The following is an 18,629-nucleotide window of genomic DNA, read 5'->3' as shown; positions in this document are numbered from 1 at the left end:
GGGAGGTGTCGGAGTGAGGGAGCGCTACCCGGCCGGGTAGCGGTCCCCGAGCGCCGGGTGGCCCGGCTCGCGGCTGCCGAACAGCACCAGCAGGTCGTCCGCCGTCCGCAGCAGCGTCTCCCGGCCCTCCACGGCCTGCGCCCAGTCGGCCGGCAGCGCGCTCGCGCCGTACGCCGCGCCGACCAGATTGCCGCAGACCGCACCGGTCGAGTCGCTGTCCCCCGAGTGGTTCACCGACAGCAGCAGCGCCGACCGGACCGGATCCGGCCCGCCGGCCGCCGCGAGCAGGCAGTACACCGCGATCGCCAGGCACTCCTCGGCGATCCAGCCCAGCCCCACCCGCTCCACCGCCTCCGCCGACGGCTCCGACTCCTCGGCCACCCGCACCGCCCGGGCCAGCGCCTGCACGGTCTCCTTCGAGGCCGGCCACTCCCGGGTCTGCTCCACCGTCTGGCCGACCGCCGCCCAGGGCTCCGTCCCGGCCGCCAGCCGCTCCACCAGCGCCGCGAACGCGCCCGCCGCCAGGTAGCCGGTCGGATGCCCGTGGGTCAGCTGCGCGCACTGCGCGGCAAGCCCGAACGACTGCTCCACCCCCAGCCGGCCCAGCCCGAACGGCGCCGAGCGCATCACCGTGCCGCAGCCCTTGGAGTGCGCGTTGATCGGTCCCGGCTGTCCCAGCGCCACCGGCGGCTCGAACACCGGGTGGTACTGCACCCCGGTCAGACAGGCGTTGCCCGGTGCCCGCCGCGCGTAGAGGAACGGCTCGCGCAACAGCCAGCCGTCGTACGGGTGGGCCAGCGGCTCGCGGTCCGGCGCGCCCTGCTCCTGGGTGAGCAGCCACCGCCGGTACGCGCCGTGCACCGCCTCCGGCACCGAACCGCCGCCGCCGCCCGACCAGCCGCGCACGAAGCCGCGGATCAGGCCCTCGGCGGTGAACAGCGTCATCTGGGTGTCGTCGGTGACCTCGGCGACCCGGCCGCCGCCCGGCAGGCCCGTCACGCCGTCCGGGCCGAAGCGCTCGCGGATCTGGTACAGCTGCTGGAACTCCACCGGCCAGCCCAGCGCGTCCCCGATCGCCCCGCCGAGCAGCGCCCCGCGCACCCGGTCCCGGAACCCCGTCTCCGTACTCACCGTCTCGGTACCCACTCTGCCCGCCCGCCCCTCGTCGGTTGCCCGGGACCTGTTGTACCAGGCGCCCGGGTTCCTGCCGCGGATCCCGGTCGCGGATCCCGGCCGCGGATCCGGCCGCGGATCCGGCCCCGGACCTCCGCGGCCGACCTCAGCCGCTGACCTCAGCCGCGGATCTCCCCGGAGTGTCCGCTCAGGGACGCCCGGTCCGCGGCCGCGCGGCCCGCCGCCCAGCCCTCGCCGTCGCTCACCCGCACGCGCTGCGACACCAGCTTGGGGAACATCCGGTCCACCTCCTGGTCCACCGCCTCGGTGCGGGCCTTCAGGGCCGGCAGCAGCCGCTCGTCCGGCACCAGCTGCTCCGCCGTGCCGTCCTCGCGCAGGTGCCGGCCGGCGGCGGCGTCGCTGGTCGTCCGCTCGGTCGCCTCGGCCAGCCGCTCGCGGATCCGGGCGGCGTACGCCACCAGGAAGGACTGCCGGTACGCCTTGGTGCGGGAGGCGCCGTCCAGGTGCTGGCGGGCGCCGGCCTGCTGCATCGCGTGCGTCGCCTGGACGAGGAGCGAGGTGTAGAGCAGCTCGACGCCGTCCAGGTCGGCGTCGAAGCCGATCACGGTGCAGAAGCCGAACTCCTTCGCCCAGATCACGCGGCAGCGGTTGGCGGCCGCGACCGCGTCCAGCAGCATCGTCTTCGGGCCCTCGTACGGGTTGTCCACGCCGATGCGCAGCGCGCCCGGCGCGTGCGGGTCGGCGCCGTCGACGGCGAGCAGGGCCTCGTCGATGCTGTGCTGGGCCATCAGCTGCTGGGCCTTGGCGGTCAGCGCCTCGGCCTCCTCGGGGAAGTCGGTGGACTCCGCCTTCGCCAGCAGCGCCCGGATCCGCGACAGCATCCGCGGCTCGTCGGTCACCGGGCCGCGTGGCCTGCGGTCCGGGCGTCCGGGCTGTGCCGTCTGCCCGGGGGCCGGACCCACCGGGGCGATCGGGGGCAGCCGGCCCCAGCTGCGCAGCAGCTCCAGCAGCGCGGTGGCCAGCGCGAAGCGGTCGAGGCGGTGCCGCTGGGCGAACGCGGGCAGGTAGCCCTCGTCGGACGGCCACCAGACCTCGGCCTCCAGCTCGCGCAGCTGCTCCTGCCAACGCCGGTCCACCGCGGCGGCCGGGTGGCGGCGGCCCTCGGCGGCGATCAGGTCCACGGCGAGCGCCAGGTGCGCAGGCTTCAGCTCGCGCCGCACCACCCGCACCAGGTCCGCCGGCCGCCACCCGGCCGACCAGCACCGCCCCACCGCCGTGTCCGCGTACCCCAGCACCGCCCGGCTCACCGCCGGCCACTGCCCGGCGGAGGCCGCCAGCAGCGAGGCCCCGGTGTCCAGCGCGAGGTCCAGCCCTTCCTCCGGAGCCGTCACCACGCCCCGCACCGCCATCTCCAGCAGCGCCCCGGCCTCCCCGCCGCCACCACCGCCCTGCTGCTTCCGTCTACCCACGCCGCCTACCTCCGGGTCCCATACCTCCCACCCATGATGCCGGAACCCCCCGACCTCCCCCGCAGACCCAGCAACCCCACCATCACGCACAGTCCCGCCGCGGACGGCGGCGTGGAGTGGGAAGTCGACGTGGCCGACTTCCCACTCCGCCGAAGCCGCACGAGCTTCCTGCCGGTGGCCCCTTGCAGGAGCAAGGGGCCACCGGAAATGACAGCGGCGGCTTCGGCTGCGCTTCGCCGCTTCCTGCCTTGGTCGCGGAAAGCCCGATGTGGAGCAGGAAGTCGGCCCCTCCGACTTCCTGCTCCACACCTGTAGACCCCATCGCTAGCCGCAGCGGTCCTCGCCCGATCCGAGCGAGGACCGCTGTCCGCACCGCGCGCTCGTTGCAGGCGGATCGGACGGGCCGCAGTGGGAAGTCGGAGGGGCCGACTTTCCACTCCGGTGGTCGGCGGTGGTGAAACGTTTCTCTGTCGCTGAGGTGCCTCGCTTCGGCGGCGGCGGTCCGATGGTGCTTCACCAGCGTGCGTGGGAAGTCGACGTGGCCGACTTCCTGCTCCGGTGGCCGGCGGCGGCGGAACGTTCTTCTGCCGTCGTGGTGCCTTCGCTGGTGAACAGGAAGTCGGTCGGGCTGGGGTCAGCGTTCGACGGCCTTGGCGAGGATCTCGGGGAGGCGCTCCAGCAGGCGGCCGGCGGCGAGGCGCAGGCCGAGGGTGGCGACGACGGTGCCGTAGAGGGGGCCGGCGAGCAGGAGGGGCCAGGTGGGGGCGTCGGTGGCGAGGGCCCAGCCGAGGTAGCCGATGGCGGGGGAGGCGAGGAGGACGCTGCCGAACATCGAGCCGAAGCTGTTGAGCATCACCAGGCCGCCCTGGCCGGGCGCGGCGTTGCGCATCGGGTTGTTGTCGGCGGGCATGGTGTACGGCGCGAGCACGCTGAGCACCGCGCCGATGGCGATGCCGCTGCCCAGCAGGGCGAAGGCGGCGCCGACGGCCGAGGGCAGGCCGGACCAGTCGCCGGTGGCGACGGCGAGGACGACGGCGAGCACCAGGGTGACCGGGACGGCGTAGGACAGCAGGGCGAGCGCGCGGCCGCGCAGTTCGTCGCGGGCGTCGGCGGGGGTCAGCAGGGTGGCGGCGACCATCCAGAAGGCGGAGCCGTCCATGCCGAACAGGTTGAGCATCTGCAGGCCGAGGAACATCCCGGTGATCGCCACCAGGTAGACCGTGGACCAGCCCTGGACGATCGACAGCACGCAGATCACCAGCGTCATGCCGATGCTGGTGAAGACGGCGGCCTTGGCCCGCGGTTCGCGCCAGGCGTACCGCAGGTGGCGCTGCATCACGGCGCCGACCCGGCCGTCCGGCAGGAAGCGCCGGCCGCGCCGCGACGCGTGGACGCCGCGCACCACCTCCACCGTCGAGGCGTCGGCGGTGACCATCAGCTGCTGCAGGCTGGCCCGCCACCAGCGCAGCAGCAGGACGAGCAGCGCGGCGGTGGCGGCGAGCTGGAGCAGCGCGAGCGCGTACCGGCCCTCGCCCGCGGTGCGGACGGCGTCGACGGCGGAGACCGGCGGGATCCAGCGCAGCACGGCGGCGATCGGGGCGAGCGGTTCGAGGTCGAGGCCGTCGGCGCCGGGCTTGCCGAAGACGCTCTGCGAGCCGACGTTGGCGATCTGGACCAGCAGTGCGAAGAGCAGGCCGCCGAAGACGGCGAAGTCCTTGCCGCGCCGGCTGGAGAGCAGGCGGGCGTTGCCGGCGGCGACCGCGCGGGAGAGCACGACGACGGTGAGCACGGCGAGCGGCACGCCGATCACCCCGGCGGCCGCCGAGGCGCCGCCGGCGGCGCCGGAGAGCGCGGCACCGGTGAGCAGGACCAGGCTGACCAGTGGTCCGGGTCCGATCAGGGCGGCCAGCATCGAGCCGCGCAGCAGCGGTCCGGGCCGCAGCGGCAGCATGGTGAGCCGGGTCGGGTCGGCGCTCTCGTCGCTGGAGAAGAGGAACAGCGGTATCGCGGCCCAGCCGAGGGCCAGCGCGCCGGTGAGGACGACGCCCGCGTCGCCGGCGGAGCCGCTGTCGACGGCGTGCGACAGCATGGCCAGGGCGAGCGCGATCCCGGCGGCGAACAGCAGGCCGAGGGCGGTGCCGAGCGCGTAGAGGACGGCGCGGCCGCGGTTGCGGCGCAGGCCGTTGCGCAGCAGCCGGAGCTTGAGCGAGACGAGGGTGCGCACGACCGTGCGGTCGGCGGGCACCCCGGTGTGCGCGGCGGCGGCCGGCGCGGCGGGGGCGGGCGTCGCGGGGGTCGGCGTGGCGGGGGAGTTCACCGGTCGCCCCCGCCGAGCCAGCCGAGCGCCTGGCCGTCGTCCTCGCGGACGCCGATCAGCTCCAGGAACGCCTCGTGCAGGCTGCGCCCGCCGCGGACGGCGTCGAGCGGGCCCTGGGCGATGACCCGGCCGGTGCTGACGACGGCGACCCAGTCGCAGAGCTGCTCGACGAGTTCCATGACGTGGCTGGAGAAGACGACGGTGGAGCCGGCCGCCGCGTAGCGCTTGAGCACGCCGCGGATGGTCTGGGCGGAGACCGGGTCGACGCCCTCGAAGGGCTCGTCGAGGAACAGCACGTCCGGGTTGTGCAGCAGGGCCGCGGCGAGACCGATCTTCTTGCGCATGCCGGTGGAGTAGTCGGCGACCAGCTTGTCGGCGTGGCCGGCGAGGTCGAGGACGGCGAGCAGTTCCTCGGCGCGGCGGTCGGTCTCGGCGCCGGGCAGGCCGCGCAGCCGGCCGTTGTACTGGAGCAGCTCGCGGCCGCTGAGCCGCTCGAACATGCGCAGGCCCTCGGGGAGGATGCCGATCCGGGACTTGGCGGCGACCGGGTCGGCCCAGACGTCGGCGCCGTGGATGAGCACGGTGCCCTGGTCGGGCCGGAGCAGGCCGGTGACCATCGACAGGGTGGTGGTCTTGCCGGCGCCATTGGGGCCGACCAGCCCGACGAACGCCCCGGCCGGCAGCTCCAGGCTGAGCCCGGCCACGGCGGCCTGGGTGCCGAAGTGCTTCCACAGCCCCTGGATGGACACGGCCGAGGGTGCGGCCGGGGGCACGGGGGAGGCGGGGACGGGGGACGGCGGCGGCACTGACGCCTGCATGGCGGCTCTTTCCACTGGTGGTCGGACCGGTCGGGGCCGGCGGAGGTTCCAAGATCGACACGGGCCCGACGACAGCCTGCCACCGTCCGGCCGGGCCTGTCTCCTGTGGCGATGCCCCGGGTGTGTCTGACCCAAACGGGTGAGACGGGCGGCCGGCGGGGCCGCGCGGAGGCCGGGTCGTCGCGGATTTTCGGGAAACCGCCGTCCGATGCGCGGAATTGGCAACTACTCAGGACGCCCGTTCGTCCTGCACTATGAGAGACGAGTGAACGGGGAGGGACCGTGGTCGCGCGGGGGTACCGGGAGGTGGCGGATGGCCGTTCAGCCGTGGGGTGAGCAGGGCCACGGGATGGCCAAGCCGCCCGCGTCCACTCCGTCCGCACCGGCGATGCCCCCGGCGCCGCCGATGCACGCGCCGCAGCACGGCGCGGTGCCGCACGGCGTGATGCCGCAGTCGGCGATGCGCGCGGCGACCGCGGACCGCGAGCGGACGGTGGACGTGCTGAAGGCCGCGTTCGCCGAGGGCCGGCTGAGCGCCGCCGAGTACGGCGACCGCTTCGACGCGGCGAGCACCGCGCAGACCTACGGCCAGCTGGCCCGGCTGGTCGCCGACCTGCCGTCCGGGCCGATGGTGGCCCCGCAGATGATGGCGCCCACGATGGCCGGTCCCGTCGCCGCCCCGGTGCCGCCGACCTTCCTGGCCCCGCCGCCGGTGCGCCGGACCAACGCCGTCGCGGTGACCTCGCTGGTGCTCGGCCTGCTCTGCCTGCCGACCGGCGGCCTGCTGGGGGTGCCGGCCGTGATCACCGGCCACATCGGCCGCAAGCAGGCGGCGGAGCGCAACGAGGAGGGCGACGGCATGGCCGTCACCGGTCTCGTCTTCGGCTGGCTGTCGATCGCCTTCTGGCTTCTGATCATGACCACGGTGGTCCTGTTCGGCTGACCGTGGGACGCCCGGGCGGTGGCCGCCCCGGGTGGCAGTCGCCTTCCCGGTGTGGTAGAGCGGCAGGAGGACGGTCCGACACCGGGCGGCCGTGCGCGGGACACCCGTGCGACATCCGGTCGACGGCCGCCACCTGCGGCGTTGCATTTGTTTTGACCGCGCCCGATGCGCTAGGTACGCTCTGACCTTGTGCCTGGGGTGTCCCCGGGTCCTTGTGCGTGCATGCACACCGGTCGCCGCGCCGAGCCGGAGCGCCTCCCAGCGCGCCGCGCGTAGAGCGCCGTCGCTGTACATCAGCTCACGGGATTCCGTGCCGGAAAAAACCCAACACACCCGACCGCGTGGGTCGACCACGGGGCCGTGTGCGAGGGAATCACCGCAGGTTAGTTCCACCAAGCCTTGGCACACAGAAAACGGAGAAACGGTGCCTACGATCCAGCAGCTGGTCCGAAAGGGCCGGCAGGACAAGGTCGAGAAGAACAAGACTCCCGCGCTGAAGGGCTCCCCGCAGCGCCGTGGGGTCTGCACGCGTGTGTACACGACCACCCCGAAGAAGCCGAACTCGGCCCTTCGTAAGGTCGCCCGTGTGCGCCTCACCAGCGGGATCGAGGTCACCGCTTACATCCCGGGCGAGGGCCACAACCTGCAGGAGCACTCCATCGTGCTGGTTCGCGGTGGTCGTGTGAAGGACCTTCCTGGTGTCCGCTACAAGATCATCCGCGGTTCGCTCGACACCCAGGGTGTCAAGAACCGCAAGCAGGCCCGCAGCCGCTACGGCGCCAAGAAGGAGAAGTAAGAATGCCTCGTAAGGGCCCCGCCCCGAAGCGCCCGGTCATCATCGACCCGGTCTACGGCTCCCCGGTCGTCACCCAGCTGGTCAACAAGATCCTGCTGCACGGCAAGCGCTCCACCGCCGAGCGGATCGTCTACGGCGCCCTCGAGGGCGTCCGTGAGAAGACCGGCTCGGACCCGGTCGTCACGCTGAAGCGCGCGCTGGAGAACGTCAAGCCGGCCCTCGAGGTCAAGTCCCGCCGTGTCGGTGGCGCGACCTACCAGGTTCCGGTCGAGGTCCGTCCGGGCCGCGCCAGCACCCTGGCGCTGCGCTGGATGGTCGGTTACTCGCGCGCCCGTCGCGAGAAGACCATGACCGAGCGCCTGATGAACGAGATCCTCGACGCCAGCAACGGCCTGGGCGCTTCCGTGAAGCGTCGCGAGGACACCCACAAGATGGCCGAGTCCAACAAGGCCTTCGCGCACTACCGCTGGTAGTCCGTACCCCGTCACTAGACAGAGAGAGAACGAGCCACCATGGCTGCAACCTCCCTTGACCTCGCCAAGGTCCGCAACATCGGGATCATGGCGCACATCGACGCGGGCAAGACCACCACCACCGAGCGGATCCTGTTCTACACCGGTGTGTCGTACAAGATCGGTGAGGTCCACGATGGCGCTGCCACCATGGACTGGATGGAGCAGGAGCAGGAGCGCGGCATCACGATCACGTCGGCCGCGACGACCTGTCACTGGACCGTCGACGATGCCGACCACACCATCAACATCATCGACACCCCGGGTCACGTCGACTTCACCGTCGAGGTGGAGCGTTCGCTGCGCGTCCTCGACGGTGCCGTGACGGTGTTCGACGGTGTCGCCGGTGTCGAGCCCCAGTCCGAGACCGTGTGGCGGCAGGCTGACCGCTACGGCGTCCCGCGCATCTGCTTCATCAACAAGCTGGACCGCACGGGCGCCAACTTCTTCTTCTGCGTCCAGACCATCGTGGACCGCCTCGGCGCGACCCCGCTGGTCATGCAGCTGCCGATCGGTGCCGAGTCGGACTTCCAGGGCGTTGTCGACCTGGTCCGCATGAAGGCGCTGGTCTGGTCGGCCGACGCCGCCAAGGGCGAGATGTACGACATCGTCGACATCCCGGCCGACCTGCAGGAGCAGGCGGACGAGTACCGCGAGGCGCTGATCGACACCGTGTCGAACGTCAGCGACGAGATCATGGAGCTCGCCCTGGAGGGCGAGGACATCCCGGTCGAGCTGCTGCAGACGGCGATCCGCAAGGGCACGCTGAACTCGGACTTCACCCCGATCTTCTGCGGCACCGCGTTCAAGAACAAGGGCGTCCAGCCCCTGCTCGACGCCGTCGTCAAGTACCTGCCGTCCCCGCTGGACATCGAGTCCATCGAGGGCACCAAGCCGGGCGACGACACCGTCAAGATCTCCCGCAAGGCCTCGGACGACGAGCCGCTCGCCGCGCTCGCGTTCAAGATCATGTCGGACCCGCACCTCGGCAAGCTCACCTTCGTCCGGGTCTACTCGGGCCGCCTGGAGTCCGGCACCTCGGTGCTGAACGCCGTCAAGGGCAAGAAGGAGCGCATCGGCAAGATCTACCGCATGCACGCGAACAAGCGTGAGGAGATCGAGTCGGTGGGCGCCGGCGACATCATCGCCGTCATGGGCCTGAAGCAGACCACCACCGGTGAGACGCTGTCCGACGAGAAGAACCCGGTCATCCTGGAGTCCATGGACTTCCCGGCCCCGGTCATCCGCGTCGCGATCGAGCCCAAGTCCAAGGGTGACCAGGAGAAGCTGGGTGTTGCCATCCAGCGTCTCGCCGAGGAGGACCCGTCCTTCCAGGTCAACACGGACGAGGAGACCGGCCAGACCATCATCGCGGGTATGGGCGAGCTGCACCTCGAGGTGCTGGTCGACCGTATGCGCCGTGAGTTCAAGGTCGAGGCCAACGTCGGCAAGCCGCAGGTCGCGTACCGCGAGACCATCCGCCAGGCGGTCGAGCGCATCGACTACACCCACAAGAAGCAGACCGGTGGTTCCGGTCAGTTCGCCAAGGTGCAGATCGCGATCGAGCCGCTCGAGCAGGCCGAGGGCTACGAGTTCGTCAACCTGGTCACCGGTGGCCGCGTTCCGCGCGAGTACATCCCGTCGGTCGACGCCGGCTGCCAGGAGGCCATGGAGTTCGGCATCCTCGCCGGCTACCCGCTGCAGGGTGTCCGCGTGAAGCTGCTCGACGGTGCCGCGCACGACGTCGACTCCTCCGAGCTCGCGTTCAAGATCGCCGGCTCGATGGCCTTCAAGGAAGGCGCGAGGAAGGCCAAGCCGGTCCTCCTCGAGCCGATGATGGCCGTCGAGGTCACCACGCCCGAGGACTACATGGGCGACGTGATCGGCGACATCAACTCTCGCCGTGGCCAGATCCGGTCCATGGACGAGCGTCACGGTGCCCGCGTCGTCACGGCGCTGGTGCCCCTCTCCGAGATGTTCGGCTACGTCGGTGACCTGCGCAGCAAGACCTCCGGTCGCGCGAGCTACTCGATGCAGTTCGACTCGTACGCCGAGGTTCCGAGGAACGTCGCGGACGACATCATCGCGAAGGCCAAGGGCGAGTGACGTCCCGACTTTCGGGACGATAACCACCCCTTAGGCTATTAGGAGGCAACCCGGGAGGATCCGGTCGGATCCTCCCGGGGCCTCCGGCCCCCCCACCAGCGGGACGGCACGGGGTGTCCTCCGGACAACCCGCACCAAAACCGATCAAAGACCAACTGGCGTCAGCACGGCGTACAGGAACTGTCCTCAGGAGGACTCAGTGGCGAAGGCGAAGTTCGAGCGGACGAAGCCCCACGTCAACATCGGCACCATCGGTCACATCGACCACGGTAAGACCACGCTGACCGCGGCCATCACCAAGGTGCTGCACGACGCGTACCCGGAGATCAACCCCTTCACGCCGTTCGACCAGATCGACAAGGCGCCGGAGGAGCGGCAGCGCGGTATCACCATCTCCATCGCGCACGTCGAGTACCAGACCGAGGCGCGCCACTACGCCCACGTCGACTGCCCGGGTCACGCCGACTACATCAAGAACATGATCACCGGTGCCGCCCAGATGGACGGCGCCATCCTGGTGGTCGCCGCCACCGACGGCCCGATGCCGCAGACCAAGGAGCACGTCCTCCTGGCCCGCCAGGTCGGCGTTCCGTACATCGTCGTCGCCCTGAACAAGGCCGACATGGTGGACGACGAGGAGATCCTGGAGCTCGTCGAGCTCGAGGTCCGCGAGCTGCTCTCCGAGTACGAGTTCCCGGGCGACGACCTGCCGGTCGTCCGCGTCTCCGCGCTGAAGGCGCTGGAGGGCGACAAGGAGTGGGGCGAGAAGCTCCTCGGCCTGATGCACGCGGTCGACGAGAACATCCCGACCCCGGCCCGCGCCGTGGACCAGCCGTTCCTGATGCCGATCGAGGACGTCTTCACGATCACCGGTCGTGGCACCGTCGTCACCGGTCGTATCGAGCGCGGTATCCTCAAGGTCAACGAGACCGTCGACATCATCGGCATCAAGACCGAGAAGACCACCACCACGGTCACCGGCATCGAGATGTTCCGCAAGCTGCTCGACGAGGGCCAGGCCGGTGAGAACGTCGGTCTGCTGCTCCGTGGCATCAAGCGCGAGGACGTCGAGCGCGGCCAGGTCATCATCAAGCCGGGTTCGGTCACCCCGCACACCGACTTCGAGGCCCAGGCCTACATCCTGTCGAAGGACGAGGGTGGCCGCCACACCCCGTTCTTCAACAACTACCGCCCGCAGTTCTACTTCCGTACCACGGACGTGACCGGCGTCGTGACCCTCCCCGAGGGCACCGAGATGGTCATGCCGGGCGACAACACCGCCATGACCGTCGCGCTGATCCAGCCCGTCGCCATGGAGGAGGGCCTGAAGTTCGCCATCCGTGAGGGTGGCCGCACCGTCGGCGCCGGCCAGGTCACCAAGATCGTCAAGTAGTTTCGACGCTCTGACCGTTCGGCTCTCGGGTCGAAGAGGGCCCGGTGGACTCACGTCTGCCGGGCCCTCGGTCTTTCCATGTTTGTGGCTGTTCTATGATCGGCCAGTGTTGCCGGGGGGCACTGGCATCAGTCAGTACTCGGACAACCACTGTGCTGTCCAGGTCGATCGAAGGGCAACGTTCGTGGCAACCACATTCCCCACGCCGGAGGGGGTACGGCCGGGCCGTGCCGCCGACGAGGGGCCGTCGGCGCCGGCCGGGACGCCGGGGCGACGTAGTCTGCCGGTGCTGGCGGCCGTCGTGGCAGCCGCCTGGCTGGTGCCCGCCGCTCTCGTCCCGCTCGGGCTCGGCATCGTGGTGCTCCCGATCCTGCTGCTCGCCGTCGCCTCCGTCATCCGGGTCGGCGGGGGCCTCCTCGACCGCCTGGTGGTGGCCGGCCTGATAGTGGTCGGCTCGGTGCTGGTGTCCGGTCTGCTCTTCTCGCTCTGGCCGTGGGGCCTCTCGCCCGTCGCGACCTCGGGCACCCTGCTCACCGCCGTCGCGGTGACCGGCTGGCTCGCCCGCCGCCGGCCCCGGATCCCGCTGCGGGTGCGTCCGTCCGACCTGCTCGTGCTCGGCACCGCCGCCGTCTTCTGGCGCTACCTGCACCACCCGCTGGCCGGGAAGTCCGCCGCGGAGCGGCTGTCCTTCTTCAGCACCGCCGAGGACCGGCTGAACCACTTCTCGTACTTCTCCGGGATCCAGCACGTCGGCGGCTACAACTTCCTCCACCAGGAGGCGGCCAAGGCGTACATGATGTCCCCGGCCGAGGTGACCTACCCGCAGGGCACCCACTTCCTGCTGGCCTGGGTGGACTCGCTGGTGCACTCCTCGGCCGACCCGGGCGCCATGCTCGGCGTGATGAACCGGTACCTGCTGTACGTCCTGGCGGCGTACACCCTGCTGGCCACCGTGCTGGTCTGGGCGGCCCGCTGGATCGGCGGACCGCGACTGCGCGGCTGGCGCACCGCCGCGGTCTGCGGCACGGTCATGGCGCTGATGCTCGCCAGCAACTACACCTACCTGGTCATCCACGGCTTCGACTCGACGATCATCGGCCTGCTGATGTTCGCCGTGACGCTGGCCCTGCTGATCCGTCCGGCCATGGGCCGGGCGGAGTACGCGGTGGTCGCGCTGGCGGGCCTGATCACCGTCACCTACGTCTACAACCTGTTCGGCGCCGCGGTCGGCGTCGCCGTCGTGCTCTCCGTGCTGGTGCACCGCCGCAGGTTCGCCGGCGGCCCCCGCCGGTGGCTGCGCTACGCGCTGATGGGCGCGGTCGGCCTCGGCCTGGCCGGTCTGCCCAGCGCGGTGTCCGTGCTGTCCGAGCTGGACGTCGCGAGCACCGCGAGCCTCGGCGGCCCGAGCGTCGAGGCGGACCGCACGCTGCTGGTCGGCGGCATGCTGCTGGCCCTGTTCGCGGCCCTCGCCCCGACCAACCGCCGGACCGGCTCGGGGCAGGCGCACCTCGCCGTGGTGCTCGGCACCGGCGTCGTGGTGTTCGGCTTCGGCTGGTACCAGATCAACACCCTGGGCGAGTACTCCTACTACTTCGAGAAGCTGGCCGGCTGCGCGATCGTGGTCGCCCTCATCTCGCTGGGCGCGGTCGGCTCGCTGCTGCGGACCCCGGCGCCGGTCCGCTCCTCCCGGGTCCGCCGGCTGGCGACCGACGGCGTGCTCTCCGGGCTCGCCGTGGCGACCGCGCTGAGCCTCTTCGCGGGCATGCAGTGGAACGTCCACTCCTTCAAGGGCGGCCCGGTGGCCTGGCACACCAACTCGCTGATCGGGTGGAGCCGGGGCGACGCCTGGAGCGACATCGGCCCCCGCGACGGCGCGACCGTCCTGGCCGACCTGAAGGACATCCAGGGCCCGGTCATGGCCCTGTACTCGAACGACGACTACAAGAACCTGAAGTCGACCTGGCTCGCGGCGCTGCTGCGCGAGCGCGGCGGCGAGATGCTCCCGCTGTACGAGACCCACTGGATCAACATCGGTGCGGCCCCGCGTCCGGAGGCGGAGTACCAGGCGGCGATGGAGCACGTCCGGCTGGCCATCACGAAGGTGGGGCAGCCGCTGACCATCGTCGTCGTGGACCGCGGGCTGGCCGACCGGATGAGCCGCGACATCGCCGACGCCGGTCTGAAGGCCACCGTCGTCGCCATGCCGGACAACCAGTGGATCCACCCGTGGAACAAGAGCTTCCCCGGCGACTGAGCCGCCGCCCCCGTCCAAGGGGGCTATCATTCCGCCCCGCTAGACTGACGCCCTGTCGTGCTCGCGCCCTTCGCGAGCACCGGTTCGGAGCCGAGCCCCCCCACTCGCGAAAGCGACTCCCGAATGACTGATGCCCCTGCCCTGACGCAGCCTTCGCGTCCCGGGCACAGTGGTGCCGCAGCGCCCTCCGCCGGCGGCGGAGGGCACTCCGCGACCCGGCCGCGCCGGCCCCGGCTCTACGCCCTGGACGGCATGCGCCTGATCGCGGCGCTCACCGTGGTGTCGTTCCACTGGACCGCCTACGTCGGGATCCCCGGGGTGTGGCCGGGCAAGACCCCGCGGGAGGTCCTGCCCACGCTCAACCACATCGCGTCGTACGGCTGGCTCGGGGTCGAGCTGTTCTTCGTGATCAGCGGCTTCGTGATCTGCATGAGCTGCTGGGGCAAGCGGCCCGGTGACTTCTTCGTCTCGCGGGTGATCCGGCTCTACCCCGCCTACTGGACCGGCGTCGCGCTCACCACCGTCGTCCTGCTGACGGCCACCGAGTACGCCCGGTCCGGTGCGGCGGACGGGCTGGACGCCTCGCGGGTGCTCGCCAACCTCACCATGCTGCAGGAGCCCTTCGGGGTCCACCACGTCGACGGCGTGTACTGGACCCTCTGGGCGGAGATGAAGTTCTACCTGTTGTTCTCCGTCGTGGTGGTCAGGGGCCTGACCTACCGTCGGGTGGTGGCGTTCTGCGGGATCTGGGCGGTGGCCGGCGCACTGTCCGTCCCGGCCCAGATACCGCTGCTGACCACCCTGGCGATGCCGGACCAGGCGCCGTTCTTCATCGCCGGCATCGCGATGTTCCTGATGTACCGCTTCGGCCCGAACCTGCTGCTCTGGGGGATCGTGGGCTTCAGCTGGATGCTGGCCCTGTCCCGGATCAACTCGATCAAGGTCCTCTACGAGAGCGTCCTCGGTTACCCCCTGTCCTGGAACGTCATCGCGGGCGTGATGACCCTGGCGATCGCGCTGGTGCTCGCCGCCGCCCTGGGCTGGTTCAATTGGGCCTCGTGGAAGTGGCTCACCATCGCCGGTGCGCTCACCTATCCCGTCTACCTGATCCACCAGGAAATCGGCTGGACGATCATCCACTTCGCGCAGACCAAGGGGCTCGGGGTCCGGGGGGCCCTGGCCGTGGCGCTGGTGATCGTCCTGGCCACCGCGTGGCTCATCCATCGCTTGGTCGAGCGGCCGCTCTCCGGCGCCCTCAAGAAGGGGCTGGACCGCTCGATGCTCACCCTGCGCCAGGTCTCCGACGAGCCCGAGCGCACCCGGAGCTGACCGGCCCCCCAGCCGGTGCCCGGTCGACCGCACAGATCTTCATGAATAGGCGAACAACGATGGACAATGCAGTAGTTGCGCCGGGCTGGTCCGGCGATTCGGCCCCTCCGCTGCTGTCGGTGGTCATCCCGATCTACAACGAGCAGGAGGCCCTGCCGCTGACCGTGCAGCGGCTCCGTCCGATCCTGGACGGGCTGTCCGTCAGCTACGAGGTCGTCGGCATCGACGACGGCAGCACCGACGCCACCCCGGCGATCATGCAGAAGATCCACCAGGACTGGCCCGAGTTCCGGATCGTCCGGTTCGCCCGCAACTCCGGCCACCAGGCGGCGCTCACCGCCGGCATCCACCGCGCCTTCGGCGACTACGTCGTGTCCATCGACGCCGACCTGCAGGACCCGCCGGAGAAGATCCCGGAGATGCTGGCGCTGGCCCGGTCGCAGAACCTCGACATCGTCTACGGCGTGCGCGGCGACCGCGGCACCGACACCTTCTTCAAGCGGCGCACCGCCGGGGCCTACTACTGGCTGATGCGCAAGCTGGTCGGCAAGAAGATGCCGAACCAGGCCGGTGACTACCGCCTGCTCAGCCGCGCCGCCGTCGACGCGCTCAAGTCGCTGCCCGAGCACCAGCCGGTCTACCGCCTGCTGGTGCCGTGGCTCGGCTTCCCGAGCGGCGAGGTCGTCTACGTCCGCGAGGAGCGGGTGGCCGGCAGCACCCACTACCCGCTCTCCAAGATGGTGCGGCTGGCCATCGACAGCATCACCAACTTCTCCGCCAGCCCGCTGCGGCTCGCCACCTGGCTCGGCCTGCTGAGCTTCGTGCTCTGCTTCGGCCTGGGCGTCTACACCACGGTCGAGTACGCCCTCGGCAAGACCGTCCCCGGCTGGTCGTCGCTGTTCATCGGCATGCTCTTCCTCGGCGCGGTCCAGCTGATCTGCATCGGCCTGCTGGGCGAGTACGTCGGCCGGATCTACTCGGCCAGCCAGTCGCGGCCGGCCTACTTCGTCGGCTACGACTCGGCCGAGGACGGCCGCACGAGGACCTCGAAGGTCTCCGAGTACGTGGCGTGAGCCCCCGCCGTCCCGTGGCGCACCGCCGCCACGGGACGGCCCCCGGGCACTGCGGCCGGCCGGCGGCAGACGCGAGGTCCCAGGAAGAGAAGAGCGATGGGTACCACTGACAGCACCGCCTCCGCACCGCTCCGCAGCCCGGAGCGGTCCGCCGACGGCGCCGGGCCGGCCGTGCGGCGACTGCCCGCAGCCGGGCGCTTCCTGCCCGCCGCGGCCGCCTACCTGGTACTGGTGGCGGTCCTGCTGAAGACCGGTACCGCTCCGCTCGACGTCGCCAAGTACACCGGTTACGCGGCCTGGGCGGTCGTACTGCCGGGCACCCTGGTGTTCCGCGCGCTCCGCCGCCGGCCGCACACCCTGGTCGAGGACCTCGCGTTCGGCGCCGTCGTCGGCCTGGTGCTGGAGCTGGCGGCCTGGGCGGTGCTGGTCTCGTCCGGCCTGCAGTCGCTGGCCCCGGCCTGGCCGCTCGCCGTGGTGGTGCCCTTCGTGGCCGTTCCGTCGCTGCGCCGGCACTGGCGGCCCACCGGCTACCGGACGCCCTCGGCGGCGTGGTCCTGGGCCGTGGCGGCGACGGTCGCCTTCACCGCCCTCTACCTGTACGTGGTCGCGCTGCGGACCAACCCGATCCTCCCCGACAGCGAGACCACGCGGCAGTACATCGACCTGCCGTACCTGCTGTCGCTGGCGGGCAACGCCAAGCACCACGTCCCGCTGACCTTCCCGCAGGCCGCCGGCGAGCCGCTGAACTACCACTGGTTCACCTTCGCCCACATGGCGATGACCAGCATGGTCGGCGACATCGACCTCGCCGTGGTGCAGATGCGGCTGATGGTGCCGGCGCTCTCGGCGCTCGCCATGGTCGTCGCCGCCGTCGTCGCCTGGCGGATCACCGCCCGGCCGTGGACCGGGCCGGTGGCCGCCACGCTGGTCTTCGCGATCGGCGAGTTCACCGTCAACTACCCGGCGGACGTCAACAGCTGGGTCTTCGGCGCGCTCTCGGTGCCGCTGATGTCCTGGGCCAGCCTCTCGCTCACCTACGCCCTGCCGCTGCTGCTGGCACTGATCGGCGCGGTGGGGGACCGGTTGCGCGGACCGGAGGAGGCCGGGGCGGTTCCGGCGTTCGGCCGCGGCGCCTTCGTCCTGGCCGGCCTGTTCGCCCTGGCGTCCAGCGCGGCCAAGGCCAGCTCGCTGCCGGTGACCCTGGCCGGTCTGGCCTTCGCCGGTGCGGTGGTGCTGCTGGTCGAGCGGCGGATCCCGTGGAACATCGTGGGCCTCGGCGCGATCCTGGGCGCCGCCCAGGTGTTCACCACCGCGGTGATCTTCCGGTTCGAGAGCTACGGCCTGGAGATCGTGCCCCTCGGCAACATCAAGGGCTACTGGGCGGACCCGGAGCACCTGCGCTCGACCCCGGTCCAGGCCGGGCTGGCGCTGCTGACCCTGCTCGCGTTCGTGCTCAACCACCAGCTGCGGGTGGCCGGCATGGTGCCGCTGATGTGGCGGCGCCGGCTGGCCCTGCAGCCGGTGCAGTGGTTCCTGCTCGGCGGCGCGCTGGCCGGTCCGGCGCTCTACTTCGTGGTGAACGGCTTCAACGCGAGCTACTTCACCCTGGCCGGACTGCCGTTCGGCATCCTGCTCTCCGCCTGGGGCTACTGCGAGAGCGTCGAGCGCGCCCGGCTGTCGCGGCGGGCCGCGGCCGCGCTGGCCGCCGGTGCGGTGCTCTTTGTCGCCCTGCTCACCTGGGGCATCCAGCGGTACGCGGGCGACTGGGCCGGGTTCGTGCTCCGGCGGGCTGGTTCCGCCACCGAGTGGCACACCTACGACGCGCTGCTGCCGGCCGTGGCCGCCGCCGCCGCGCTGGCCGGGATCGCGCTGGTCGTCGGCCTGCTCTGGTGGGTGCTCGGACGCCGCGCGGTGCCCGGGCTGCGGCGTCGCGGCGGCGTGGTCCTGCTCACCGGGGTGCTGCTGGCCGGGGCGCCGACCCTGCTGCTGGACGGCCTGCAGACCCGCGAGCACGTCTGGGAGAGCGCCTGGCCGCTGCCGGCCAGCCAGGTCGAGGCGGCCCGCTGGGTCCGCGACCACAGCGAGCCGGACGACGTGCTGGCCACCAACACCCACTGCCGGCGCCCGGACGACTACGCCGACCCCAACGCCGGCTGCGGCAACTCGCTGTCCTTCTGGCTCAGCGGCTACTCCGAGCGCTCGGTGCTCGTCGAGGGCTGGGCGTACTCGCCGCGGGTGATGGCCGAGGGCAACGGCGCGTTCTGGGACCAGGACCTGCTGCGGCTCAACGACGAGACGTTCCAGCGGCCGACCGCCGAGAACGTCGGCAGGCTGCGGGAGCAGCAGCACGTCCGCTACCTGGTGGCCGACCGCAAGGCCGGGGCCGACGTCGCCCGGCTGGGCCAGCTGGCCAGGCCCGCGTACGACAACGGCCGCGTGGCCGTGTTCGAGTTGACCTGAGTCGACCCGGGCTGATCCGAACCGA

Annotated in this window: 13 protein-coding genes; 9 read left to right on the top strand and 4 right to left on the bottom strand. The window is 71.4% G+C overall.

Annotated elements, in window-relative coordinates; all coding sequences use genetic code 11:
• Nucleotides 1–24: 24 nt before the first annotated feature.
• The 4 genes from ACFVVU_RS21520 to ACFVVU_RS21505 all read right to left on the bottom strand — a co-directional run bounded on the left by ACFVVU_RS21520 (nt 25) and on the right by ACFVVU_RS21505 (nt 5,738).
• The gene (locus tag ACFVVU_RS21520; protein WP_387791564.1) at nt 25–1,131 is read right to left on the bottom strand and encodes an ADP-ribosylglycohydrolase family protein; all 1,107 of its coding nucleotides are present in this window, start codon (nt 1,129–1,131) and stop codon (nt 25–27) included.
• Nucleotides 1,132–1,292: 161 nt separating this feature from the next.
• Nucleotides 1,293–2,543 (bottom strand): DUF2786 domain-containing protein, encoded by a 1,251-nt coding sequence (locus tag ACFVVU_RS21515; protein ID WP_380686255.1) that lies wholly within the window; start codon nt 2,541–2,543, stop codon nt 1,293–1,295.
• 694 nt (nt 2,544–3,237) lie between these two features.
• Complete coding sequence (locus tag ACFVVU_RS21510; protein WP_387791562.1) at nt 3,238–4,920, bottom strand: transporter; 1,683 nt, start codon at nt 4,918–4,920, stop codon at nt 3,238–3,240.
• Nucleotides 4,917–5,738 carry an ABC transporter ATP-binding protein gene (locus ACFVVU_RS21505; RefSeq protein WP_380684324.1) on the bottom strand — a complete coding sequence of 274 codons (822 nt, stop codon included), beginning with the start codon at nt 5,736–5,738 and terminating at the stop codon, nt 4,917–4,919. Before ACFVVU_RS21505 ends, ACFVVU_RS21510 begins: the two co-directional genes overlap by 4 nt.
• A 313-nt stretch (nt 5,739–6,051) precedes the next feature.
• Here ACFVVU_RS21505 and ACFVVU_RS21500 point away from each other — a divergent pair, with 313 nt between their 5' ends.
• The 9 genes from ACFVVU_RS21500 to ACFVVU_RS21460 all read left to right on the top strand — a co-directional run bounded on the left by ACFVVU_RS21500 (nt 6,052) and on the right by ACFVVU_RS21460 (nt 18,604).
• Entirely contained in the window at nt 6,052–6,681 is a 630-nt protein-coding gene (locus ACFVVU_RS21500; protein ID WP_380684325.1) for a DUF1707 and DUF4190 domain-containing protein, read from the top strand.
• 424 nt (nt 6,682–7,105) lie between these two features.
• The gene (rpsL, locus tag ACFVVU_RS21495; RefSeq protein WP_014144289.1) at nt 7,106–7,477 is read left to right on the top strand and encodes a 30S ribosomal protein S12; all 372 of its coding nucleotides are present in this window, start codon (nt 7,106–7,108) and stop codon (nt 7,475–7,477) included.
• Between the two features lie 2 nt (nt 7,478–7,479).
• A complete protein-coding gene (rpsG, locus tag ACFVVU_RS21490; protein ID WP_030055803.1) occupies nt 7,480–7,950 on the top strand; it encodes a 30S ribosomal protein S7 in 471 nt (156 codons plus the stop codon).
• Between the two features lie 39 nt (nt 7,951–7,989).
• On the top strand, nt 7,990–10,095 hold the full coding sequence (gene fusA, locus ACFVVU_RS21485) for an elongation factor G (RefSeq protein WP_380684326.1): 2,106 nt from the start codon (nt 7,990–7,992) through the stop codon (nt 10,093–10,095).
• Between the two features lie 199 nt (nt 10,096–10,294).
• Nucleotides 10,295–11,488 (top strand): elongation factor Tu, encoded by a 1,194-nt coding sequence (gene tuf / locus ACFVVU_RS21480; protein WP_030280743.1) that lies wholly within the window; start codon nt 10,295–10,297, stop codon nt 11,486–11,488.
• 184 nt (nt 11,489–11,672) lie between these two features.
• Nucleotides 11,673–13,742, top strand: a complete 2,070-nt coding sequence (locus ACFVVU_RS21475) for a hypothetical protein (RefSeq protein WP_387791559.1) — start codon at nt 11,673–11,675, stop codon at nt 13,740–13,742.
• Between the two features lie 123 nt (nt 13,743–13,865).
• Nucleotides 13,866–15,071 carry an acyltransferase family protein gene (locus ACFVVU_RS21470; protein ID WP_387791557.1) on the top strand — a complete coding sequence of 402 codons (1,206 nt, stop codon included), beginning with the start codon at nt 13,866–13,868 and terminating at the stop codon, nt 15,069–15,071.
• 59 nt (nt 15,072–15,130) lie between these two features.
• On the top strand, nt 15,131–16,144 hold the full coding sequence (locus ACFVVU_RS21465; RefSeq protein WP_380684329.1) for a glycosyltransferase: 1,014 nt from the start codon (nt 15,131–15,133) through the stop codon (nt 16,142–16,144).
• A 96-nt stretch (nt 16,145–16,240) separates the two neighbouring features.
• Nucleotides 16,241–18,604, top strand: coding sequence for a hypothetical protein (locus tag ACFVVU_RS21460; RefSeq protein WP_387791555.1), 2,364 nt, complete (start codon nt 16,241–16,243; stop codon nt 18,602–18,604).
• The last annotated feature ends 25 nt before the right edge of the window (nt 18,605–18,629 follow it).

The organism is Kitasatospora sp. NPDC057965 (assembly GCF_042887135.1).
Classification (GTDB): domain Bacteria; phylum Actinomycetota; class Actinomycetes; order Streptomycetales; family Streptomycetaceae; genus Kitasatospora.
This window is presented reverse-complemented; position numbering and strand designations above follow the sequence as displayed.